At 70.5% G+C, this 23634-nt stretch carries 16 protein-coding genes and 1 pseudogene; 5 read left to right on the top strand and 12 right to left on the bottom strand.

Features of this window, described 5'->3' with window-relative positions:
• The first annotated feature begins 947 nt into the window (after window positions 1–947).
• Together TU31_RS28960 and TU31_RS28965 are read left to right on the top strand one after the other, a co-directional pair.
• Window positions 948–2603 (top strand): sensor histidine kinase, encoded by a 1656-nt coding sequence (locus tag TU31_RS28960; RefSeq protein WP_052719109.1) that lies wholly within the window; start codon window positions 948–950, stop codon window positions 2601–2603.
• Complete coding sequence (locus tag TU31_RS28965) at window positions 2600–3274, top strand: DUF7342 family protein (protein WP_042159796.1); 675 nt, start codon at window positions 2600–2602, stop codon at window positions 3272–3274. Before TU31_RS28960 ends, TU31_RS28965 begins: the two co-directional genes overlap by 4 nt.
• A gap of 115 nt (window positions 3275–3389) precedes the next feature.
• On the opposite strand, the gene TU31_RS28970 is transcribed toward TU31_RS28965, so the two are convergent.
• From TU31_RS28970 to TU31_RS28995, 6 genes and pseudogenes are all read right to left on the bottom strand, one after another.
• Window positions 3390–4994, bottom strand: a complete 1605-nt coding sequence (locus TU31_RS28970) for a monocarboxylic acid transporter (RefSeq protein WP_042159798.1) — start codon at window positions 4992–4994, stop codon at window positions 3390–3392.
• Window positions 4991–5485: a DUF485 domain-containing protein gene (locus tag TU31_RS28975; protein WP_042159799.1), complete on the bottom strand. Its 495-nt coding sequence runs from the start codon at window positions 5483–5485 to the stop codon at window positions 4991–4993. Before TU31_RS28975 ends, TU31_RS28970 begins: the two co-directional genes overlap by 4 nt.
• 107 nt (window positions 5486–5592) lie before the next feature.
• On the bottom strand, window positions 5593–6267 hold the full coding sequence (locus TU31_RS28980; RefSeq protein WP_042159801.1) for a response regulator transcription factor: 675 nt from the start codon (window positions 6265–6267) through the stop codon (window positions 5593–5595).
• Window positions 6264–7411, bottom strand: a pseudogene (locus tag TU31_RS28985) (sensor histidine kinase). Before TU31_RS28985 ends, TU31_RS28980 begins: the two are co-directional and overlap by 4 nt.
• 29 nt (window positions 7412–7440) lie before the next feature.
• Window positions 7441–7929 carry a hypothetical protein gene (locus TU31_RS28990; RefSeq protein ID WP_042159803.1) on the bottom strand — a complete coding sequence of 163 codons (489 nt, stop codon included), beginning with the start codon at window positions 7927–7929 and terminating at the stop codon, window positions 7441–7443.
• 155 nt (window positions 7930–8084) lie between these two features.
• Window positions 8085–10205 carry a DNA gyrase/topoisomerase IV subunit B gene (locus tag TU31_RS28995; protein ID WP_042159805.1) on the bottom strand — a complete coding sequence of 707 codons (2121 nt, stop codon included), beginning with the start codon at window positions 10203–10205 and terminating at the stop codon, window positions 8085–8087.
• A 442-nt stretch (window positions 10206–10647) separates the two neighbouring features.
• Here TU31_RS28995 and TU31_RS29000 point away from each other — a divergent pair, with 442 nt between their 5' ends.
• On the top strand, window positions 10648–10878 hold the full coding sequence (locus tag TU31_RS29000; protein ID WP_003981845.1) for a DUF7455 domain-containing protein: 231 nt from the start codon (window positions 10648–10650) through the stop codon (window positions 10876–10878).
• Between the two features lie 111 nt (window positions 10879–10989).
• Here the strand turns inward: TU31_RS29000 and TU31_RS29005 are convergent, their stop codons facing one another.
• The 6 genes from TU31_RS29005 to TU31_RS29030 all read right to left on the bottom strand — a co-directional run bounded on the left by TU31_RS29005 (window position 10990) and on the right by TU31_RS29030 (window position 20385).
• Window positions 10990–11799, bottom strand: coding sequence for a serine protease (locus tag TU31_RS29005; protein ID WP_042159809.1), 810 nt, complete (start codon window positions 11797–11799; stop codon window positions 10990–10992).
• Between the two features lie 134 nt (window positions 11800–11933).
• Window positions 11934–13487: an RNA polymerase sigma factor gene (locus tag TU31_RS29010; RefSeq protein WP_275451867.1), complete on the bottom strand. Its 1554-nt coding sequence runs from the start codon at window positions 13485–13487 to the stop codon at window positions 11934–11936.
• A 403-nt stretch (window positions 13488–13890) separates the two neighbouring features.
• A complete protein-coding gene (locus TU31_RS29015; RefSeq protein ID WP_042159811.1) occupies window positions 13891–14892 on the bottom strand; it encodes a FadR/GntR family transcriptional regulator in 1002 nt (333 codons plus the stop codon).
• 828 nt (window positions 14893–15720) lie between these two features.
• Window positions 15721–16482: an NUDIX hydrolase gene (locus tag TU31_RS29020; RefSeq protein WP_181018681.1), complete on the bottom strand. Its 762-nt coding sequence runs from the start codon at window positions 16480–16482 to the stop codon at window positions 15721–15723.
• 48 nt (window positions 16483–16530) lie between these two features.
• Entirely contained in the window at window positions 16531–18534 is a 2004-nt protein-coding gene (locus TU31_RS29025; RefSeq protein ID WP_078886039.1) for a glycogen debranching N-terminal domain-containing protein, read from the bottom strand.
• Between the two features lie 216 nt (window positions 18535–18750).
• Window positions 18751–20385, bottom strand: a complete 1635-nt coding sequence (locus TU31_RS29030) for a DUF4192 domain-containing protein (protein WP_245698848.1) — start codon at window positions 20383–20385, stop codon at window positions 18751–18753.
• 125 nt (window positions 20386–20510) lie between these two features.
• On the opposite strand from TU31_RS29030, the gene TU31_RS29035 reads away from it, so the two are divergent.
• Both TU31_RS29035 and TU31_RS29040 read left to right on the top strand, forming a co-directional pair.
• Window positions 20511–22676, top strand: coding sequence for a RecQ family ATP-dependent DNA helicase (locus TU31_RS29035; protein ID WP_042159814.1), 2166 nt, complete (start codon window positions 20511–20513; stop codon window positions 22674–22676).
• A gap of 216 nt (window positions 22677–22892) precedes the next feature.
• On the top strand, window positions 22893–23594 hold the full coding sequence (locus TU31_RS29040; protein ID WP_042159816.1) for a hypothetical protein: 702 nt from the start codon (window positions 22893–22895) through the stop codon (window positions 23592–23594).
• Window positions 23595–23634 lie beyond the last annotated feature (40 nt).

Raw genomic sequence — 23634 nt, forward strand, 5'->3', positions numbered from 1 at the left:
CGTTCCCGTCCTCCGGTACCGCAGGGCCGCCGCAGGACCAGGTGAGGCGGCAGACGAAACGCACGGACCAACCGCGTCGAGCCCGTACAGCCCCACCTCGGCGGCCGAACCGCACGCCACCCACCCACTTCCACCGCTGCCGCCACGCACCGCAGCCATCCCCCGCCGACCTCATTGCCCACTCCCTTCCTGCGTACGCACGACGCGCCTCGCCCTGGCGGCCTTGACCGCCCCAAGCAAGGCCACCGCCGGCCTCACCACGCGAGGCTAAGCGCGCACACTCCGCACCCGAAAGGCCTGTGGATAACTCCTCTTGGCGCTCCCCCGGCCTTGTCTACGCACACCTGACCTGCACCTTCCGTACGACGGGCAATCGCCGCGCAAGCAGCGGGTCGCTGACGACGCCGACACCTCGGTGACCTGCTGTTGGGGATCATATGGACGCGCCGACTCTGGCAGCCGTGAGTCGCGCCATCCTCCTCGTGGTGGCCGCCGCTGTCACGGCATGGGCGATCGTGATGGCATAGGGGATCTTGGTGTTCGCCCTGGGCTAGGCGATAGCGCAGCGAGGCAGGCATCCGACCCTGGTCCCAGGTTCGGCAGCGGGCGGTGTCACATCCCAGTCGCCGCCCGGACACCCTCCGAATTCCCTCCAGCAGGTATTACCCACCCTGCCACCGCCGCGCTTACTGTTCGTTCGTATGGGCGAAAAGGAAGAGTCGGTTCCACGCCCGAGCGGTGGAGAGCCCTCGGGTTTCGCACCGATTCCCACCGCCACGCCGGTCCCCGACGCCACTACCGACAGGCCAGGCAGCGCCTCGGGTACGGCCGACAGCCGACCGGCCGCCGAGACTACGGCCTCGGTCAACCAGGAGCCGGCCACCCCGAGGCCGCGCCGTACCCGGCCACGGCTGGGCTGGCCGCGGCGGGTGTTCTCCCAGGTCCTGATGGTGCAGCTAGCCATCGCTGCCGGCGTCACCGCACTGGCAACCGGCCTGTTCCTCGCCCCGCTCAGTGCGCAGCTCGACGACCAGGCGATGCGCCGCGCTCTCGCGATCGCGCAGACCACCGCGGCTGAAACACACCTCGACGACGCCCTGGAGTCCTCCCGTCCGACTCGTCATGGCCCCGTGCAGAACGAGGCGGAGCGGATTCGCGCCGCCACTGGCGCCGAGTACGTGGTGATCATGGACAGGCGGGGTGTGCGCTGGTCCCACACCGACCCTGACGAGATCGGGCGCCATGTCTCGACTGATCCGAGCGCCGCGCTCTCCGGCCAGGACGTCATGCAGATCGACGAGGGCACCCTCGGCCGGTCCGCGCGCGGCAAGGTCCCGCTCCGTGACGAGGACGGCAAGGTCGTGGGCGCCGTCTCTGTCGGCATCGCGTACGAAAGCGTGCAGGAACGGCTGCTCTCCACCGTCCCCCAGCTGCTCGCCTACGCGGGCGGAGCACTCGCCGTAGGTGCTCTCGCCGCCTATCTCGTTTCCCGCCGTCTCCAGCGCCGCACCCATGACCTGGCCTTCTCCGACATCTCCGCGCTGCTCGCCGAGCGGGAGGCGATGCTGCACGGCATCCGCGAGGGGTTTCTCGCGCTCGACAAACACGGGCGTATCCGTCTCATGAATGACGAGGCGCAGCGCCTCCTGGATCTCCGCGCCGAGGACACCGGACGCTCCCTGGAAGCCGCTCTGCCACCGGGCCGCACCACTGATGTGCTGGCCGGTCGGGTGTCGGGGGCGGACCTGCTGGCCGTCAGTGGCCAGCGGGTCCTGGTGGCGAACCGCATGCCGACCGATGACGGCGGTGCCGTGGTCACCCTGCGCGACCGCACCGAACTGGAGCGACTGGGCCGCGAACTGGATGGCACCCGCGGCCTCATCGACGCCCTTCGCGCCCAGGACCACGAGCACGCCAACCGGCTGCACACCCTGCTCGGCCTGCTCGAACTCGGGCTGCACGAGGAAGCCGTGGAGTTCGTGACACAGGCTGTGGGGGTACACCGCGCGACCGCCGAGCAGGTCACCGAGCGCATCCACGATCCGCTGCTTGCCGCACTCCTGGTGGGCAAAGCCACCGTAGCCACCGAGCGCGGCGTCTCCTTGAGCGTCTCCCCCGAGACCCACCTGCCCGACCGTCTGGTCGACCCGCCCAGCCTGGTCACCATCCTCGGGAACCTCGTCGACAATGCCCTGGATGCCACATCGGGTGAGCGCGACGCCCAACTGGAGGCGGAGATTCGCGCTGACGGCCGGACCGCTGTGGTGCGTGTCAGTGACAACGGGCCGGGTGTGCCCGAGGAACGTCGCGCGGAAATCTTCACCGAGGGATGGACGACCAAGGAGCCGCCCGCCCACGGGCAGCGCGGCATCGGCCTGGCACTCGTACGCCGACTCGCCGAGCGCTACGGAGGCAGCGCCGAGGTCGGCGAGCGCCCCGGAGGCGGTGCGGTATTCACCGTGACGGTCCCCGACGCACTGTCCGATGAACTTCCCGAGCCCCGTAAAGCAGCCCCGCAGAAGGCAATCCGGGGCGCCCACACCCCCAGACGGGCCGTAACGCGCACTCGCCGCCCCGAAGACGCCACGGAGGCCGGCCGATGATCGACGTACTGGTCGTGGACGACGATGTGCACGTCGCGAAGATCAATGCGGCGTACGTCGCCAAAATCGAGGGGTTCCGTGTCAGTTGCCTCGCGCACACCGCTGCGGAAGCCCTCACCGCCCTTGAGACGCACCCCGTCGACCTGATCCTCCTGGACCACTACCTCCCCGACAAAACAGGTCTTCAACTGGTGAGCGAGCTGCGGCGTCGCGGTCTGCTCACCGACGTGATCATGGTGACTGCGGCTCGCGACATCGCCACCGTGCAGGCAGCGATGCGCCACGGGGCGTTGCAGTACCTGGTCAAGCCGTTCACCTTCGCGGGCCTGCGCTCCAAGTTGGAGGGCTACGCGGCGCTGCACCGCACGTTTGCGGGCGGCGGGCAGGCGGAGCAGTCCGAAGTGGACCGGATCTTCGGGGCGTTGGGAGCGGCCAACGCCGGCTCCGCCGAGTTGCCGAAGGGGCACTCCACCGCCACCGCAGACCGCGTCCGCTCGGTGCTGCGCTCCGCGGACGCCCCGCTGTCCGCGCAGGACGTCGCCCTCCAGGCGGGGCTGAGTCGGCAGACCGCCCAGCGCTACCTCAAACTCTTGGAACGCGCCGGGCGGGTGCGCCTCACGCTCAGGTACGGCGAGACCGGCCGCCCTGAGCACCGCTACGAGTGGGTTTAGGCCTTCAGCAGGGGCACTGGAAGGCGGGCCACGGGGCTCAGCGGGGAGGCAGCAGCCGCGCCCCGTCTGGTCCTCCCTCGTCAGGGCATGCCCGCCGCTGCCCAGCGGACACGACCTAAGCCGCCCCCGCCCCCGTGAGCGCACGTACCTCCGTCTCCGCATGTCGTGCCTCGTCGGCGGGCTCCGGGGAGAGCACCGTTCCCAGCCAGCCCATCAGGAAGCCCAGCGGGATCGACACGACACCGGGGTTGTCGAGTGGGAAGACGGCGAAGTCCAGTCCGGGGAAGAGGGCCTCCGGGCTTCCTGAGACCACTGGCGAAAGGATGACCAGAGTGATCGCCGGGATCAGACCGCCGTATACGGACCACACCGCGCCCCGTGTCGTGAAGCGTCGCCAGAAGAGGGTGAACAACAGGACCGGCAGGTTGGCCGACGCGGCGACGGCGAACGCCAGCCCCACCAGGAAGGCCACGTTCAAGTCCTGGGCGAGCAGGGCGAGGCCGATGGCGACCGCGCCGACGGCCACCGCCGCGATGCGCGCCACGGTCACCTCGGCGCGCTGGGCCTCCTGCGCGGTGTCGCGCGGGCGTCGTAGGGAGGCATAAAGATCGTGTGCCACAGAGGCCGACGACGCGAGCGTGATGCCGGCGACCACGGCCAGGATGGTGGCGAACGCGACCGCGGCCACCACGGCGAAGAGCACAGTCCCTCCGGTCGAACCGGCGCCGCCTCCCAGATCGAGGGCGAGCAGCGGGACAGCGGTGTTGCCTGCCGTATTGGACGCCCGGACAGCATCGCTGCCCAGTACTGCGGCGGCACCGAACCCGAGCACGATAGTCATCAGGTAGAAGCCACCGATCAGACCGATGGACCATACGACGGAGCGACGGGCGGAGCGCGCCGTGGGCACGGTGTAGAAGCGGGAGAGGATGTGCGGCAGTCCGGCCGTGCCCAGGACGAGTGCGATACCGAGGCTGATGAAGTCGAGCCGCGAAGTCCAGTCGCCGCCGTATTTGAGACCGGGTGCGAGGAAGTCGCGACCGTGGCCACTGCGTTCGGCGGCGGTGTTCAGCAGTGCGTTGATGTCGCCGTGGAAGCGGATCAGTACCAGGACGGTCAGTGCGACCGCACCACCCATGAGGAGTACGGCTTTGACGACCTGGATCCAGGTCGTGGCCCGCATGCCGCCGAAGGCAACGTAGACCACCATCAGGGCGCCGACCCCGATCACCATCCACGTACGGGCCTGTTGGCCAGCGCTCCCCACGAGCAGGGCGACCAGACTGCCGGCACCGACCATTTGTGCCACCAGGTAGAGCACCGACACAGTGACGGAAGCGGCACCGGCCGCGACACGGACGGGGCGTTCCCGCATCCGGGCGGCGACGACATCGGCGAGAGTGAACCTGCCGCAGTTGCGGACCAGTTCGGCGACGAGAAACAGGACGATGAGCCAAGCGACGAGGAAGCCGACCGAGTACAGCAGGCCGTCGTATCCGAAGAGGGCGATGAGTCCGGAGATGCCGAGGAAGGAGGCGGCGGACATGTAGTCCCCCGCGATGGCGAAGCCGTTCTCCATGGGTGAGAAGAGTCTTCCGCCCGCGTAGAACTCCTCGGTGGTACCGCGCCTGCGGCGGCTCACCCAGGTGGTGATCGCCAGGGTGACGGCGATGAACACGCTGAACAGGAGCAGCGCGAGAGTCTGGTGGTCACCGGTCACCGGGTGTTCCCTCCGGTCAGTTCCTGGGTTTCCCAGCGGATGTCGAGCGCCGCGCTGTCTCTGCGCAGCCGGGCATGGCGCGCGTACGCCCAGGTGAGCAGGAAGGTGGTGGCGAACTGGCCGAGGCCGGCGAGCATTGCGATGTTCAGGGCCCCTGCGACGCGGTGGGCCATGAGGCCCGGCGCGGCGGTCGCCGCGATCACGTAGGCGAGGTACCAGACCAGGAAGACCACCGTGCCCGGCAGGACGAAGCGCCGGTAGCGGCGACGCACCTCTTGGAAGGCCGCGCTTCGCTGCACCGCCAGGTAGACCTCGTCGTGCGGCGCGGACCGCGGTACCGGTACCGGTGGTGGCTGCGCCTCACCCCACCTGTCCGTTGTCTCCGCCGCGTCGTCCAGTTCGCCCCACCCGGAGGCGAGAGTGTCGTACCAGGGGTCGTCGAGCCGTAGGGCCCCTGGCTCACCGACCGAGCGGCCGTCCTGCTTGTCCACCGAACTCTCCTTGATGCACGGGGCTGTTGTCCGTGCGGCCCAAGGGTGGACAGAAAGGAAGATCCGGGATGCTTCATTGCGAATCCTTCACCCCATCAGGTGAGGGGTTACCCGGGCGGCTGTGCGAGACCTCGGCGGTACGCGTAGTGGATGACCTGGGCCCGGTTCCGCAACCCCGCTTTGGCGATGAGATTGTTGATGTGGGTCTCCACGGTCGCCGTGGAAACGTGCAGCGTGCGCGCGATTTCGGGGTTGGACTGTCCCTCGGCGATCGGCCGCAGCACCTCCGCCTCGCGGGCGGTCAGCCCGTCCGACGGCTCGTCCGAGGGACGCCGCCGGGGACTCACGGGCTCTGTGAAGCGCTCCAGGAGCCTGCGCTGGATCTTGGGCGACAGGCCGGCCTCACCCGAGAGCACATCGTCGATGGCACGGACGATCTCGTCGCTGTCGGCGTCCTTGGTCAGGTAGCCGCGTGCGCCGGTCTGGAGAGCGGGAAAGAGCGAGTCGTCGTCCGCATAGGTGGTGAGCACCACGACCTGGGTACCAGGGTGCTCGAGACGAATGCGGCGGGTGGCCTCGACGCCGTCGCAGCGTGGCATCCGCAGGTCCATCAGGATGAGGTCGGGGGCGAGTTCCGCGACGAGGCGGACCGCCTCCTCCCCGTCGGCGGCCGATCCCACGACCTCGATGCCGGGCAGCAGCACCAGCAGCATCACGATTCCCTCGCGCACCACCATCTGGTCGTCGGCGACCACGACTCGTGCGACCGTGCGCTCCGTCATGCGGGCACCCGCAACCTCACCACGAAACCGTCTCCATCGAGGCCGGACTCCAGCGTTCCGCCGAGGAGTTCCGCGCGCTCCCGCACTCCGGGCAGACCGTACCCGGAGCCGCTCTTGGCAAGCTCGCCGGGTTTGCCACGGCCACCGGAGTCGCGCACCTCGAGCCCCACGTCATCCGTCCCGTACTCCAGCCGCACGCGGATCCGGGCTCCCGGAGCGTGCTTGCGCACGTTCGTCAGCGCTGCCTGGGCGACCCTGCGGACCGCGAGCACCGCTTCGACCGGCACGGCGCGGGCCTCACCCGTCACCTTCAGCTGAGCGCCCTCAGCGGCGGTCAGGCGGCTCAGGAAGTCCTCGACCGGGTCATCTCCCCACGCAGCGCGGAAAGCGCCTCACGGGTGCCTTCCAGCCCTTCTCGGGCCATCCCCCGGCACGACGTGACCCGCTCCAGGAGCTGGTCACGGTCGGCTTCGAGGTCGGCGCTGTGCTGGATGAGCAGCCGTACCGCCTCCAGGTGCACCAGTTGGGCGCTGAGGCTGTGGGCGAGCACGGCATGGATCTCCCGTGCGATCCGCCCGCGTTCGGTGAGCGCCGCCGATTCGGCCTCCGCCTTGTGGGCCGCCCGTTCCTGGGCCAGCAGCCGCTGGGCGTTGCCGCGTGCCTCGGCGTCCAGCCGTATGAGGTAGCCCGCCAGCGCCAGGTCCACGGTGGTGGCGGGGTCGCTATCCAGTTGTGGTTGTTCATCGCCGCGTACGCACCCAGGGCGGCGGCGGAGCACAGGGCGACACTCAGCGGCAGCCGCTCCATGGCGGTGATGGCGGAGGCGCACCACAGGACGATCGCGGGCACCCGCGCACCGGCGAGGTCGAAGCCGAAGGCCGCGGCCTCCAAGAGGGCGAACAAGCCGATGGACGGCCACAGACGGCGGGCCAGTGTCCTGCGGTAGAGGGCGCGGAACGCCAAGACGGTGCCGACCACGCCGGCACCCGCCACGGCCAGGCCCCAGCCGGTGAACGCCCGCCCCGCCAGGGTGGCCACATCAGGGCCGCGACCACCACCGGCGGATCCACCTCCGGGCGCCGGTCATCCCCTCACGGGACAGCGACTCCCGCAGCGGCCAGCTCGTCCAGGAGCTCAGCAGCACGTACGGTCCTTCGCGGCGTGCTCACGGCCTCAGCCGGCGACCGGGACACGGTACTTCTGCTGCACCGCCTGGGCCGGCCACAGGGTGGCCCCACCACGGGTCAGCAGCATTGCGGCCACGGAGAGCATGGTGGCCGCGCTGCCCTGGTGGACGCCCATGGCTGCGGCGACGCCCAGGAGGGCGAGGCGCAGCACCAGACCGCAGAGCCACACGCCGGCCGCCGCCCAGCCACCCTTGGTCCACACGACACCCTCCGCGTCGGACCAGATGCGCGTCGTCCGGGCCCAACCCACGCCGCAGGCCAGCCCGATCAGGACCTCCACACCGAGCAGGGCGGCGGACGCCGTGTGGTGTGCGGGGTCCCGAAGGCCGGGCTCCCGTACCGCCATGACCGTCAGGACGAGCGGGATCAGCCAGCACGTCTTGCTCTCCGAAGTGACGCGTTGCGCCCTGAACTGACGGACGAACACCAGCGCAACAGCCGCGGTTATCACAACGATGTTGAGCAAGCCGCTCATGACCTGGCCCTCCTGGGGACGGCGAATTCGACCGTCCCGACGCTACGGAGCGGCGCTGCCGCCCGGATCGGAGCCAGAGTGGGGCCCGGGTGGAAACGGCGACGGGCGCCTTTCCACCCAGGGGTGGAGAGGCGCCCGTCGGGAGCTGCGGCCCCTTAGGTGTCGATGCGCGAACGGTCCAGAGTGGACGCGGAGTTGGTGATGAACTCCTTACGGGGGGCGACTTCATTGCCCATGAGGAGATCGAAAGCCTTCTCCGCCGCTTCGAGGTCGCTGATGTTGATGCGACGCAGGGTGCGGTGGCGGGGGTCCATGGTCGTCTCGGCGAGCTGGTCGGCGTCCATCTCGCCCAGGCCCTTGTAGCGCTGGATGCTGTCCTTGTAGCGCACCTTCTTGCGCTGGAGTTCGAGCAGGGTCTGGCGCAGTTCGTTGTCCGAGTACGTGTAGATGTACTTTTCCTGGCCCTTTTTGGGGTTGATCAGTTCGACGCGGTGCAGCGGCGGGACGGCGGAGAACACCCGGCCCTGTTCGACCATCGGGCGCATGTAGCGCTGGAAGAGGGTCAGCAGCAGACAGCGGATGTGGGCGCCGTCGACGTCCGCGTCGGCCAGGAAGATGACCTTGCCGTAGCGGGCGGTGTCGATGTCGAACGTACGGCCCGAGCCGGCCCCTATGACCTGGATGATGGCGCCGCACTCGGCGTTCTTGAGCATGTCCGAAACCGACGACTTCTGGACATTCAGAATCTTGCCGCGGATCGGCAGCAGGGCCTGGAACTCCGAGTTGCGTGCCAGTTTGGCAGTGCCCAGCGCCGAGTCTCCCTCGACGATGAACAGCTCGCTGCGGTCGACGTCGTCGCTGCGGCAGTCCGCGAGCTTGGCCGGCAGCGAGGAGGATTCCAGCGCCGTCTTCCGCCGCTGGGCCTCCTTGTGCTGACGGGCGGCGATGCGCGTCCGGGCCGCGGCGACGATCTTCTCCAGGACGGCGCGCGCCTGCTGCTTGTCGTCCCGCTTGGTGGAGGTCAGGAACGCCTTGAGTTCCCGGCTGACCACCTGGGCGACGATCCGCGAGGCGGCGGAGGTGCCGAGCACCTCCTTGGTCTGCCCCTCGAACTGCGGCTCCGCGAGCCGTACGGTCACGACGGCGGTGAGGCCCTCCATGGCGTCGTCCTTGACGACATCGTCCTCGGCGACCCTGAGCAGCTTGCTCGACCGCAGCACCTCGTTGACGGTCTTGGTGACCGACCGCTCGAATCCGGAGACGTGGGTGCCGCCCTTGGGCGTCGCGATGATGTTGACGAACGACTTGACCGTCGCGTCGTAGCCGGTGCCCCAGCGCAGCGCGACATCGACGCCCAGTTCCCGGGTGACCTCGGTCGGCGTCATGTGACCGCGGTCGTCGAGAACCGGCACGGTCTCCTTGAAGGTCCCCTGGCCGGCCAGCCGGAGCACGTCGCAGACGGCCTTGTCCTGCGCGAGGTACTCGCAGAATTCGCTGATACCGCCGTCGTAGCGGAACGTCTCTTCGGTCTTTCCGGCGCCGTCGATGCCACGCTCGTCACGGACCACTAGGGTCAGGCCCGGCACGAGGAAGGCCGTCTGGCGAGCGCGGGCGTGCAGCGTCTCCAGGGAGAGCTTGGCATCCTTGAGGAAGATCTGCCGGTCGGCCCAGTAGCGCACCCGGGTGCCGGTCTTCGTCTTGGCGATCCGCTTGCCCTTGAGCAGGCCGTTGCCCGGATCGAAGGGGGCGTCGGGACCGGATTCGGTGAAGATCCCGGGGACGCCGCGGCGGAAGCTGATCGAATGCGTCTTGCTGCTGCGGTCCACCTCGACGTCCAGCCGGGCGGACAGCGCGTTGACGACCGAGGCGCCGACGCCGTGCAGACCGCCGGAGGCCGCGTACGAGCCGCCGCCGAACTTTCCGCCGGCGTGCAGCTTGGTCATCACGACCTCGACGCCGCTGAGACCGGTCTTGGGCTCGACATCCACGGGGATGCCCCGGCCGTTGTCCCTGACCTCCACCGACCCGTCGTCGTGGAGGATCACCTCGATGTGATCGCAGTAGCCGCCCAGTGCCTCGTCGACGGAATTGTCGATGATCTCCCAGAGGCAGTGCATCAACCCCCTGCTGTCCGTCGAGCCGATATACATGCCGGGGCGCTTGCGGACGGCTTCGAGCCCCTCGAGGACGAGCAGATGCCGCGCGGTGTAGTTGGAACCGTCCCGGTCTGCCCCGGTCAGCACTGCGGTGGACGGCACGGACATCTCGGCGGTCACGCGGTTCGCTCCTCGCTGAATTTCTGGCAGTCCGCATTCCGCGGACTCGGTTGTGGCGGTGTCGCCGGTCAGAGGGTACCGAGGCCTGGTAGAGCCGATGTGACGCCACCCGTAAGCACGACCATGGTAGTAGAATTTCGCTCGTACGTTCGATCCCTCGTTGGGGTGACGTCCGAGTGACGTGCACATCACGTTCCCTTCGAGGCATGAACCATTTAGGCTCCGGGCACGTCCTCATCAACAACCGGCAAGCCAGCCGGGGGGACAGACCAACAACCAACGTGAATCAGACCACCAAGCAATACGGCTCATTCGCCGCCACCCGGCAGCACCCGGCCCCCTCGAAGAATTTTTTCGAGGAAAAGGCACGAGCGGGAACGTTTTCGGCCTGGTTGGATGTTGACCCTGGTACGACAGCTCGTCGAGCTAGAGAAGAGGCGACGTGACTACTGTTCTGACACCCGCGAGCCCGCTGACGGCCGCTGACCGCTGCGACCGCTGCGGCGCCCAGGCATACCTGCGCGTCGTCCTGATGTCCGGCGGAGAACTGCTCTTCTGCGCCCACCACGGTCGCAAGTTCGAGCCAGAACTCAAGAAGATCGCCGCGGAAATACAGGACGAGACGGAGCGGCTGACCGCTTCTCCGGCGTCCGCGTCCGATGAGGAACGCTGACACTTCGCATCCACGACGAGCGAGCAGCGGCCCAGGGCCGTACGCGGGCGGCCTCCCCGACACCACCGGGGAGGCCGCCCGCACTCGTGCGCTGACAGCTCCCGCGCCACCTCAGTCGGCCCCGTGTGCGGCGACGGCCGGGAGCAGCGCCGAGGCGCGCGTATAGACCCCGGGACTGCCTGGCTGACCGCAGCCGGTCCCCCACGACACCAGGCCCACCAGCCGGCCGCGCACGACCAGCGGCCCGCCGCTGTCCCCCTGACAGGCGTCCCGGCCACCGGTCGGCTCCCCCGCGCACAGCATCGACTGCGCTCTGTACTTGCCGTCGGCACTGCCTGGATAGGCCCGCGCACAGATCGCATCCCGCAGCACATTGACGTGCGCCGCCCGCAGGTGTGACGCATAGCTGCCGCCGCCAGTGGTGTCACCCCAGCCATAGACCGTGGCCGCGTTGCCCGGCCGGTAGGCGCTGTCGTTCCGTTCCGCTATCGGGAGGGGCCGGTCCGGGAGCGGCTTGTCGAGCGTGAGGACGGCCATGTCGCCGTCGTTGGTCCAGTTGTTGTACCGCGGGTTCACCCAGATCTTCGCGGGCTTGAGCTCCTGTCCGCCGCCGCCGGAGAGGTTGTCGCGTCCGACGACGATCCTCAGGTCCCGCACCTGCCGCCAGGGGACGCCCAGCACCTCCTTGCTCAGGCAGTGCGCCGCCGTTACCACCGTCGAGTGCCCGACGAGCACCCCGCCGCAGAACTGTCCGGAGCGCTGGGCCCCGAATCGCTCATGGGAGGCCAGGGCTACCGCCCAGGGGCTGTGCGCCAGCGGTGCGGGCTTCCCGCCGATCACCGACTCGTCCGCGGCCGCCGGCGCCGGCAGGGCGAGGACCAGCGCGAGGGCTCCGAGGGCGGCGTGGACGGTCGGACGCATTCGGACTCCTGACTCCTGGGCAGTGCGCGCATACCCAGAGTGAGTCAATCGGCCGCCCGGCGCACCCGGACGAGCGCGAGCCCGGCCCTCCGGCTAGGAGGACCGGGCTCGTGATGCCGTCCGGACGGGTGGGACTAGTCGAGGTAGTCGCGCAGCACCTGGGAGCGCGACGGGTGACGCAGCTTCGACATCGTCTTCGACTCGATCTGGCGGATCCGCTCACGCGTGACGCCGTAGACCTTGCCGATCTCGTCCAGCGTCTTGGGCTGGCCGTCGGTGAGACCGAAGCGCATGGACACGACGCCGGCCTCACGCTCGGAGAGGGTGTCCAGTACCGAGTGCAGCTGCTCCTGGAGAAGCGTGAAGCTGACCGCATCGGCCGGGACGACCGCCTCGGAGTCCTCGATGAGGTCACCGAACTCGCTGTCGCCGTCCTCGCCCAGCGGGGTGTGCAGCGAGATCGGCTCACGGCCGTACTTCTGGACCTCGATGACCTTCTCAGGGGTCATGTCGAGCTCCTTGGCCAGCTCCTCCGGGGTGGGCTCACGGCCCAGGTCCTGGAGCATCTGGCGCTGGACGCGCGCGAGCTTGTTGATGACCTCGACCATGTGGACGGGGATACGGATCGTACGGGCCTGGTCGGCCATGGCGCGGGTGATGGCCTGGCGGATCCACCACGTCGCGTAGGTCGAGAACTTGTAGCCCTTGGTGTAGTCGAACTTCTCGACCGCACGGATCAGACCGAGGTTGCCCTCCTGGATCAGGTCCAGGAAGAGCATGCCGCGGCCGGTATACCGCTTGGCCAGGGAGACGACCAGACGGAGGTTGGCCTCCAGGAGGTGGTTCTTCGCCCGGCGGCCGTCCTCAGCGATGATCTCCAGCTCGCGCTTGAGCTTGGGAGCGAGCTTGTCGGAGTTCGCCAGCTTGTCCTCGGCGAACAGGCCGGCCTCGATGCGCTTGGCGAGCTCGACCTCCTGCTCGGCGTTGAGGAGCGGGACCTTGCCGATCTGCTTGAGGTAGTCCTTGACCGGGTCGGCGGTGGCGCCGGCCGCGGCGACCTGCTGAGCCGGGGCGTCGTCCTCGTCGTCGTCGGACAGAACGAAGCCGGCGTTCTCCGCGCCCTCGGCGGCCTCGGGGGCGTCGCCCTTACCGGGCGCCGGGGTCTCCTCGGTCACGTCCTCGTCGAGCAGCTCGTCGACGTCCTTCTTGGACGCGGTCTTCTTTGCGGTGGCCTTCTTGGCCGTGGTCTTCTTCGCGACCGCCTTCTTGGCGGTCGCCTTCTTCGCCGCGGCCTTCTTCGCAGGCGCGGACTCGGACTCACCGGCCGACGGGTCCGCCACGGGGGCGGGGGCCGCGGCCGCGGTGGTCTTCTTGACCGTGGCGGCCTTCGCCGCGACGGTCTTGGTGGCGGTGCGCTTCGCCGGACTCTTCGCTGCGACGCTCTTGCGGGTGCGCTTGGGCGCCTCTGCGGCACTGACCATCAGCGTCACACCCTCCTCGTCGAGGATCTGGTTGAGGCTGCGCAGAACGTTCTTCCACTGGGTTGGCGGAATCTGGTCAGCCTCGAAGGCCCGACGCACGTCATCGCCGGCGATCTGCCCATCTGCCTTTCCCCGCTCGATGAGCGCCATCACAGACTCGGACTCGGCGATCTCCGGCGGGAGCGTACGGGATGTGCTGGCCGACACGAACAACCTCTCGGAACGATGGAAACGGCTTCCGACCCCGTCCACTGTGGATCGGAGCCGACGACCGCCGGTGGGGATGGACCGACGGCGCAGGGGCAACCGGGGAGTTGAACAGCGTCACGAACGCCGCTCGTATTCCCTCCTCGGCTATCACCTCTTAAGTCATCGCGCTTCCCTGAAGAGCGTTACGCCCAATCTGCGTGGCCCGAGTCACACCCCATAACGACCCATTCCCAGTCATATGACATGCAACCCTCCCAAGGTCTCTCGCCGGATCCGGTCGACGACCCGGATCCGGCGATCTCGTGCGCCATCGCCGCGTACGGCGTGCCCTGCCCGGAGGGGTGTGCAGGGCACGGGGGCCGCGCGGCGCCTACTGTCCGTACGCGGTCGGGTACGGCCTTCAGTGCTCGCGGGGCGCGGGGACGACGTGGTCCACGGGCGTCCCGGAGCCCTGGCCGACGACCTCGCCGTGGGCGGCGAGGAGCTGCCGCATCGCGGATTCGGCCGCCGTGGCGTCGCCGGAGCCGATGGCGTCGACGACCCGCATGTGCTGCCCCACGGACGTCTCGACCGGTCGCTCACAGCCGCCGGCGGTGCCACCCGAGACGTGCAGGGCGGCGGAGACGATGCCCGAGAGGTGCTCGAGCATGCGGTTGCCGGCGAGCTGGAGCAGCAGCGAGTGGAACTCGGCGTCGGCGCGGGAGAAGGTCATGGTGTCGCCCTGGGCCGCGGAGTGGCCCATGATCTCGACCATGTCCGCCAGTCGCTGCTGGATGTCCTCACGGCCGTGGCCGGCGGCGAGCCGGGCGGCGAGGGGCTCGATCGTCCAGCGGAGCTCACACAGCTCACGGCGCTGGTCGTCACGCTGTGGCCCGTAGGCCCGCCATTCGATGATGTCGGGGTCGAGGAGGTTCCAGTCGCTGACCGGTCGCACTCGGGTGCCCACGTTCGGGCGGGCACTGACGAGGCCCTTGGCCTCGAGAACGCGCAGCGATTCACGGACGACGGTGCGGGAGACCTCGAAGCGCTGGCCGATCTCCTCGGGTACGAGCGGGCGGTCGGCGCCGAGATCGCCGGAGACGATCATCTGGCCCAGCTGCTGGACGAGTTGGCCGTGCAGGCCTCTGCCGCGACTGCCGGCCGCGCGACGGCCGACCCGGCCGATGTCTGCTTCGGAGCCGTCCCAGACCTGCGAAACCCGCTCGGCACGGTCCTGGCCGGCTGCGTTGTTGGCGTTCGCGGCGTTGGCCGCGTTGGCGTAGGGGTAGCGGTCAAGCTCGCCCGGGCCTGCGAGGCCGGTGTCGCCGGGGCGAGCCGCGGTCATCATGGTGTGCGCAAGGGTACTCACGCATCTTTTGTCGGCGACACCCTGAACACCCTTGAGGTCTTTGGTGAAAAGCACACGAAAGGGTGATCGCCCCCCATCCCTGAATTGACGCTTTATCGGAAAGAAATGCGCTCTCCCAGGCGAGTTGTGGACAGCGGCCACAACAACAGGACACCAAAACATATGCATTACTCGATCAGCAGCTGAAGCGGCCCGGCCCGGTGGACACATCACCGCAGACCAGGCCGGTCGACCCCAACACGGTTGCTCCACTTGCGGGTTGGCACGTGAAGCGCATCACGAACAGATGCACCTTGGTCGATTCCGAACGAGCCCTTGACGCGGCGACTGAACGGCGGGAGCCCTTCGGTCGCAGCGTTATGAGAAGCGCCGCGGACAATCCCATTGCGAGGGAACGGAATACGCCGATGCCCCAAACCTTCGCCTAGGTAAAATCGGCGGCAGCCGTCCAACTGGGGCCGCGAAAAGGCCACTCGACGACTGTGGTGACGGAGGGCGCCCGCGGCCGGCGTCGGACCGTGACGGGGAGACGGAATGCGGACGAGCGGCCGCCCGGCCAGGGCATGGGGAACGGCTCGTTCGGGCCGGCCGGGGCGGGCCGCGCTAGCGAGGAGGCACCCCGGTCGAGCGGCGCCGGGCGACCGGGGGTGCCAATGACGGCGGAATGCACGCCATAGGGGCCGCAAGGCGGCCCGGCAGCGCGGGGCGCCGCACCCCTCGCGGGGCGTGAGGCCGGTCGGGAGATACGGGAGATACGAGAGGACTCACCCGGCCAAGGTACCGCAATATGTCCTATTTTCTCGCAATTGCGCAATCTTGATGGCCCACCGTGTCACCGCGGGTGAAATTCAGCCCCACGATGCGCCGGGGCTGCCCCCGGACTCAGACCTCCGGGCGCAGCATCGGCGGGTTGAGCAGCGTCGCCCCACCGGCTCTGAACAGCTGTGCGGGACGGCCGCCCTGACGCGTCGTCGTGCCGCCCGTGGGCACCAGGAAGCCGGGGGTGCCGGTCACCTTGCGGTGGAAGTTGCGGGGGTCCAGCGCGACGCCCCAGACGGCCTCGTACACCCGGCGCAGCTCGCCGACGGTGAACTCCGGCGGGCAGAAGGCCGTGGCCAGCGAGGAGTACTCGATCTTCGAGCGGGCGCGCTCCACGCCGTCACCGAGGATCCGGGCATGGTCAAAAGCGAGGGGGGCCGCCAGCTCGCCCTCCCGGGTGGTGTCGTCCTGCTCCAGGAGGGTCTCGACCGGTGCCCAGCGTGCGCTGTGGGCGTCGCCGCCGGCCCGGGGAGCGGGGAGGTCGGGGGCGAGGACCAGGTGCGCGACGCTGACGACACGCATCCGGGGGTCCCGCTTGGGGTCGCCGTACGTGGCGAGCTGCTCGAGGTGCGCGCCGTAGATCGGCGACGCGCCCGCCGGGGTCTGGGCTTGCAGACCGGTCTCCTCGGTGAGCTCCCGGGCGGCCGCGGCCTCGAGGTCCTCATCGGCCCGGACGAATCCACCGGGCAGCGCCCAGCGGCCCTGGAACGGCGGCTCACCGCGGCGCACGGCCAGCGCGCACAGGGCGTGGCGGCGCACGGTGAGCACGACCAGGTCGACGGTGACAGCGAAGGGCGGGAAGGCCGACGGGTCGTAGGGAGGCATGGGCGTGATCATAGTCGTCCGCCTGACGATAAACAGGCCCGAAGCGCCTCACGAGCCCAGCCGCAGACCGTCCGCCGCCATTTCCACCACCCCCGTGCCGAGTCTGCTGATCCGTACGGCGAACGGTTGCTCCGCGACGCTCAGGCCGGTGAACTGAAGCGCGCCGAGCGGGGCCGTACCCGGTGGCCGCACGGACACCGTCTTGGCGGGCACATCGGGTCGCAGGCCGGCGAGCGCGACCAGTAGGTGCACCGCGCCGGCCGCCGCCACGGCAGCGGGGCGGCAGGCCGCCGGATGCGGCACGGGGGCGCTGCCGACGGTGCGCTGCTCCCCCGCGTACATCTCGGGTAGGCGGTACCCGAAGCTTTCCGCGGCATCGAGGACCCCTTTGGTCAGGGCGCCGGCTGTCCGCTCATGGCCGGCTGCGGCCAACCCGGCGGCCGCGACCGCCGTTTCGTGGACACGGACCGCGCCACTGCGGTGGCCGAACGGGTTGTAGCCGCTCTCCTTGGCGCCGAGCCCCCGCAGGCCCCAACCGGAGTCCATGGCCGGGCTGCCCAGCAGTCCGGCCAGCTGGTCGGTCCGGGCCGCGTCCAGCAGGCCGGGGGCAAGAGCGCCGCCGCCGAGCAGACCGGTGTCGAGGAGTGCGGCGGTGGTGGAGGCGAGGTGCGGGACGGGGCGTCCGTCGGCGGTGAGCAGGACAGCGGGGCGGCCGCCTGCGCCGTCGTCCAGCCAGAAGTCCGTACGGAACCGGGTGCGCAGTTCGTCGGCCCAGTCCCGTAGCGCTGCCGCGTCGGGGGATCCGAAGGCATCGAGGAGATCGGCGCCCAGCAGAGCGGCGCGATGAGCATGAGCCTGGGTCTCGCAGCGGTACGGTCCGCCGGGCGCGGGGTCGGGGACGTAGCCTCGGGGGCCGCCGCCCGGTGGGTCGGTGACGATCCTCAGCCATCGCAGACAGCGCTCCGCGGCGGGGAGCAGCCGCTCCGTCTCCCGTTCGGGCAGGCCCCAGCGGCGGGCCTCCGCGAGCACGACGGGGAACAGCAGGGTGGCCTCGATGCCGGTGCAGCTCGGTGGCGCGTGTGGTCCGGCGTCCCTGAGAGAGCCGGGGATTCGGCCGAAATCCGTCCCTGGAGCGGCTTGTTGACCACGGGCGAGGGCACGCAGTGTGCCCGCGGCGAGCCGGGTGCCCAGGGGAAGCAGCATCCGGGCGGCCCACAGCGCTTCGACCGGTGCCAGGCCGCAACGCCAGGGGAACCCGCCGGCGAGATACAGGTCCGCGGTGGCCACCGGGTCGCGCATCAGCAGGCCGTGGAGATCGTCGAGGCTGCCCGCCAGGAGCGCGTCGGCCCGATGGTCGTCGCACTCCAGCCGGGCCGCCGACCAGGGACGCGGTGGCCGGTCGCCACGCGTCCGCGGGGCCACCGGTCCCGTGCGGGGGCCGGGGATACGGGCGTCACCGGGGAGCCGGTGGTTGACCGGAGCGCCTCCCGGGCCGCCCCTGTCTCTTTCCAGGCCGACGCGCAGTTCGATGGTGCGTTGGGCGCCGGGTGGCAGATCCAGTTCCCAGCGCAGCAGACCCGCCGATGCCAGCGCGTCCGCGGGACCTGGGGTCGCGGACACCACCGCGTGCACACCGGGCCCGGACCAGCGGAGTCCGGAGCCGTGGACCGTCGCTTGCAGGCCGGGGCCCGGGAAGCCGACGGCGACGGACCCGAGCTCCGCGAGATCCGTGCCCAGCCGAATCTCGACCGGAAGCCGGACGGGCCGGGGGCCACTGCTGCGGAACGTGATCTGCTCGGTGCCGTCGGCGGACCGCAGCCGCTCCATCTGGATCTCCGGATCCGGCCCCCGCTCGCCGGTCCTGCGGATCGTCCCGACGAACCGGGCACGGTCCGCTCCGGTCAACCGCCCCTGGACGACGAGCGGTTCCGCGCCCGCGACCAGCAGTTCGCAACGGGACAGAACCCGCCGGCCGTCGCGGTAGAAGCCGTCCATGCCCTGGGCGGTCAGCTGCCCCGACGCCGGGGAGACGGCGAGGGACGGGAGGGCCACACAGACGAGTGCGGAGTGGACCGGTTGCGGTTGTGGGGCCCTGGGCGGTACCGGGCACCGCGCTCCGGGCAGCCGGCGGACCGGCTGAGCTGTGGGGACGAGGCCTGGCACGCGCTGTGCTCCCTGGTGAGGTCGGGGGGTCCGGACGGGTTACGCCACTCGGGTGAACGCACCGGTCGGCTCCCAGGTCACGCCGGCCTCGCAGCAGCGGCCCGGTCACCGTCGGCTCCCATCCCGGCCGGCCCGGCGCCTGCCGCGTCCGTCGGTCGTACGGCTGCCCGGGCCCGTGGCGCCGCGCGGCCCCCGGGGGCGGCCTGCGGCTCCGGAACGGGTCGGCCCGGAGCGCTTCGTGGGCCGCGGTGTTTCCTTGGCGGCCGGAGCGGTGGAAGACGACGTGGGCACCTCGGTGGCGGCCCCGGCCTCCTGGTGCTGCTCGCGCAGACAGCGGCGCAGCGGTTCCGGGTCGAGGCCTTCATTGATCGCGCGGTGCAGCAACTGGGCGAAGGTGTAGTCGGGGTCGAGCGACAGCGCGCAGTTAAGGGCAACGCGTGCCGACGGTCCGTCCTCGGTGGACCAGCAGACCCAGCCGGCGAGGGTGAGCGGGGCCACCGCGTGCTCGGCATAGCCACCGGCGCAGCGGCGGGCGAGGGCTCGCCAGAGCCGGAGGGCCGGCGCGGCAACTGAGCCGTCCATCCACTCCGCTGCCCGGTCGCGCGTGACCCGGTCCTGGAGGCCGAGGATGAGATCGGCGGCCTCGGAGTCGGTGATCAGCGCGTCGTCGCAGGCGTCCCTGGCCCGGTTGCTGCCCGAGGGAGTGTCCTGACGGAACCGGTGGATCATGGCGCCGGCCAGGTCGAGGGTGTTCCGCCGGACGGCCGCCGCGCCGTCCCTCTCGAGCATGCGCGGTACCAGCGCGCCGGCAGCCGCATCCAGCATCTTCTCCTGCTCCACGGCCCGCCTGCCGGTACGGGGCCTCAGCCTGGCCTCCATCTCCTTGAGGGAGCCGCGCACCTGCATTCCCGCGTATGCGGCCGCCGCGGCCATCACGGATGTGCCGGGCATGACCATGGGTGTGCCCTCCGCGGGGCAGCAGCGGAAGTCGGGACAGCAGTAGGACCAGAAGCGGCCGTTGGAGAGACAGAGGGCTTCCAGGACCGGTACGTCGAGAGCGCCGCAGGCGGTACGCAGCCGCTGGGCGAACGGGCGCAGCCGGTCCTTGACGTCCTTGCCGCTCTCGCCCGCCGCGGGCTCCTGGCAGAGGTAGACGATGATCGCCGCAGGCCGGTCGTCACGCTCCTGACCTGCCGAGATCAGGCAGTCGGCGAGCTGGTCGGCGACATCCGGCCACTGCGCGGTGTCGGACGGAATGCCGAGCCTGACCCGGCCGCCGAACCGGCCGCGCTCGCCGTGCAGGGCGACCATCACGACGCTGTCGTCCGGATAGAAGCCCAGGAAGTACGGCAGGGCGTCGGCGAGCTCGGCCGGGCTGCGCAGGGTGACCTGGGCGTCGGCGGACGGCGAGGTGCTCCCATCGGTGGAGGCGGAGGGGGCGGAGTGGGAGGAGTCGGACGGGCTCGCGCAGCCGGCGATGTAGGCGGGGTTGGAGAGCGCGGAGGGGGTGGTGGTGTGTGCGGGATCGGCCGGACCGGCCGGTTCCGCGGCGCTGGTGGAGTCAGTGGGGCCACTCGGTGCGATGGGGCGGGAGGGCTTGGTGGTGTTCGGCGGCTTGGCAGGGGGCGATGGCTTGGGCGGGCGGGGGGAGTTCGAGGGTGTGGGGGCGGACGAAGGAGAGGAGTTGGCAGCGGAGTTGGTGTCGCCGGTGCGCTTGCTCGGTTCGCTGTGCGGATTCATGACTCGAAGATCCCGCGGCCGGCCGCGGCGCCGCGACCCCTGTGGATAACTCGTGGGCGACGAGGTTATCCACAGGTTCGGGCGGGGGTTCGCGCGATGTCAGTGGCATCGGGTTGCATGGGGGCATGAGCAACGAAGATCTGCGTGCCGCAGCCGATGCCGTCCTGACCCGCCTCGTCGGAGACCCCGGCGGCGACGTCAGGCTGCGTGAGGATCAGTGGCGCGCGATCGAGGCCCTGGTCGCCGACCACCGCCGCGCCCTGGTCGTGCAGCGCACGGGCTGGGGCAAGTCCGCGGTCTATTTCGTCGCGACGGCGCTGCTGCGCGAGCGCGGCAGCGGCCCGACCGTGATTGTCTCCCCGCTGCTCGCCCTGATGCGTAACCAGGTCGAGGCGGCCGCGCGCGCCGGGATCCGCGCGCGCACGATCAACTCCGCCAACACCGAGGAGTGGGACACCGTCCAGGCCGAGGTGGCGGCCGGTGAGGTGGATGTCCTGCTGGTGAGCCCCGAGCGGCTCAACAATCCCGATTTCCGCGATCAGGTGCTGCCCAAGCTCGCCGCGGCGACGGGGCTGCTGGTGGTCGACGAGGCCCACTGCATTTCCGACTGGGGCCACGACTTCCGGCCGGACTACCGACGGCTGCGCACGATGCTCGCCGATCTCCCGCCCGGTGTGCCGGTGCTCGCCACCACCGCGACGGCCAACGCGCGGGTGACTGCCGATGTCGCCGAACAGCTCGGCACGGGCGAGGGCTCCACGGAGGCGCTGGTGCTGCGGGGGCCGCTGGACCGGGAGAGTCTGAGCCTGGGGGTGCTCCCGCTGCCGGATGCCGCGCACCGGCTCGCCTGGCTCGCGGACCATCTGCACGAGCTGCCGGGCTCGGGGATCATCTACACGCTCACCGTCGCCGCGGCCGAGGAGATCACGGCGTTCCTCCGTCATCGGGGGCACACGGTCTCCTCGTACACCGGCAAGACGGAGAACGCGGACCGCCAGCAGGCCGAGGACGATCTGCTCGCCAACCGGGTCAAGGCGCTGGTGGCGACCTCGGCGCTGGGCATGGGCTTCGACAAGCCCGACCTGGGGTTCGTGGTGCATCTGGGCTCGCCGTCGTCCCCCATCGCCTACTACCAGCAGGTGGGCCGGGCCGGCCGTGGGGTCGAGCACGCCGAGGTGCTGCTGCTGCCCGGGCGGGAGGACGAGGCGATCTGGAAGTACTTCGCTTCGCTGGCGTTCCCGCCCGAGGAGCAGGTGCGGCGCACCCTGGACGTCCTGGCGGCCGCCGGCCGGCCGGTGTCGCTGCCGGCCCTGGAGCCCCAGGTCGAACTGCGCCGCTCGCGCCTGGAGATCATGCTCAAGGTCCTGGATGTGGACGGCGCCGTGCAGCGCGTCAAGGGAGGCTGGATCTCCACCGGCCGCCCGTGGGCGTACGACGCCGAGCGCTATGCGTGGGTGTCGCGTCAGCGCGAGGCCGAGCAGCAGGCGATGCGGGAGTACGCCACCACGACGGGCTGCCGGATGGAGTTCCTGCGGCGGCAGTTGGACGACGAGGCGGCGGTGGCGTGCGGCCGCTGTGACAACTGCGCCGGGGCGCGGTTCACCACCGAGGTGTCCGCGGCATCGCTGGACGCGGCGCGCGGTGAGCTGGGGCGGCCGGGCGTGGAGGTCGAGCCGCGCCGGATGTGGCCGACGGGGCTGCCGGCCGTCGGTGTCGATCTCAAGGGGCGCATCCCGGCCGGTGAGCTGGCCGCGACCGGCCGCGCCCTGGGGCGGCTCTCCGACATCGGGTGGGGCAACCGGCTGCGTCCGATGCTCGCCCCGCAGGCCGCGGACGGTCCGGTCCCGGACGATGTGGCGGCCGCGGTGGTCACGGTTCTCGCCGACTGGGCGAAGGGGCCCGGGGGTTGGGCCTCGGGGGCGGCGGAGGCACCGGCCCGCCCGGTGGGGGTCGTCGCGCTCTCTTCACGCAGCCGTCCGCAGCTGATCCGGTCGCTGGCCGAGCGGATCGCCACGGTCGGCCGGATGCCGTTTCTGGGCACGGTGACCTCGTCGGACGACGGTGCCGAGGGCAGGATTCCGCGCAGCAACAGCGCCCAGCGGCTGCGGGCCCTGCACGGTTCGCTGGGTGTGCCGCCGGAGCTGACGCAGGCCCTGGCCGCGGCGGATGGCCCGGTGCTGCTGGTGGACGACTACGCCGACACCGGCTGGACCCTGGCCGTGGCCGCTCGGCTGCTGCGCCGGGCGGGAGCAGAGGGGGTGTTTCCGCTGGTCCTCGCCGTACAGGGCTGAGCGCGGGACGACCCGCGGAGACGCGCAGGGATATTTGGGATACCTGCGGCGATTCCGGTCATGGGCGGAAATTGCTCGTTGCCGCATGCGTGTACGACCGCGAGAATTGGAGGTGCTTCCCCTTACCGGCCGTCCGTGGTCAGGCAGGGCCATGCCGTGGTGCGTACCGCGCCCGGCCGCCGCCCGACGCGCGGACGCGTAGACGAAGGGAGGAACGTGACCTTCGGCTTCGCCTCGCCCTCGCATGTGCCCCCGCCCCCATCCGCCGATTCCGCCCGACTGGGACGGATGCTGGAGCCCGCCGAATGGGCCTCGGCCGGTATCCCGTTGCTGCGCAACCCCCGTGAGGTCGTCGCCGGCCTGCACGATCGTCATCGCCCGGGGCCGTCGACGGCCATCGTCGCCGTGCTCGATGCGCAGGAGCGGGTGACGGCCAGCGCTTCATTCACCGAGCACGCGGCCGCTCCCGACGGCTGGGGGTTCCGCAATGTGCTGCTGGCGCATCTGCGCCGGGTCACCCCGCATGACCTGCGGCTGCGGGCCCCGGTGCGGACCGCCGTGCTGCTCTACTGCCGTGAGGGCGAGCCCCGTTGGACGGAGACGGACGGGGCCTGGATGTGGGGGCTGCGCGATGCCTGCACCCTTCACGGGCTGCGCTGCGGGGCGTACATCACGCTGACCCCCGACCGCTGGCAGGTACTGGGAGAGGGCCGGGGCGGGCGCCGCCCCAGGCAGGCCCCGATGGATGAGCCGCCCGGAGATGCGACCGGGGTGAGCCGCCGGGAGATGCGTCGCACGACGGCCTCATTTCCGGATGCCCCGCGCACGGCCGTGGGTATTCCCGCGCAGAACCGGTCGGTGCCGCGGCGCACCGGTGGCGGCGCCCCGGAAGCCCATCGGCACACGGCGGCGCGCTGAGCGGTGCGGGCGCGCGCCCCGGGTTCCCGCGCACGGCGGG

This window comes from Streptomyces lydicamycinicus, assembly GCF_000829715.2.
In the GTDB taxonomy this organism is placed as follows: Bacteria; Actinomycetota; Actinomycetes; order Streptomycetales; family Streptomycetaceae; genus Streptomyces; species Streptomyces lydicamycinicus.

Bases quoted from the DNA above. Each gene is read 5' to 3' on its own strand.
- TU31_RS28990 (WP_042159803.1), bottom strand. From the start codon at position 7,929: ATGAGCGGCTTGCTCAACATCGTTGTGATAACCGCGGCTGTTGCGCTG.
- TU31_RS29030 (WP_245698848.1), bottom strand. From the start codon at position 20,385: ATGAATCCGCACAGCGAACCGAGCAAGCGCACCGGCGACACCAACTCC.
- TU31_RS29020 (WP_181018681.1), bottom strand. From the start codon at position 16,482: ATGCCTCCCTACGACCCGTCGGCCTTCCCGCCCTTCGCTGTCACCGTC.
- TU31_RS29035 (WP_042159814.1), top strand. From the start codon at position 20,511: ATGAGCAACGAAGATCTGCGTGCCGCAGCCGATGCCGTCCTGACCCGC.
- TU31_RS28960 (WP_052719109.1), top strand. From the start codon at position 948: ATGGTGCAGCTAGCCATCGCTGCCGGCGTCACCGCACTGGCAACCGGC.
- TU31_RS29005 (WP_042159809.1), bottom strand. From the start codon at position 11,799: ATGCGTCCGACCGTCCACGCCGCCCTCGGAGCCCTCGCGCTGGTCCTC.
- TU31_RS28980 (WP_042159801.1), bottom strand. From the start codon at position 6,267: ATGACGGAGCGCACGGTCGCACGAGTCGTGGTCGCCGACGACCAGATG.
- TU31_RS28965 (WP_042159796.1), top strand. From the start codon at position 2,600: ATGATCGACGTACTGGTCGTGGACGACGATGTGCACGTCGCGAAGATC.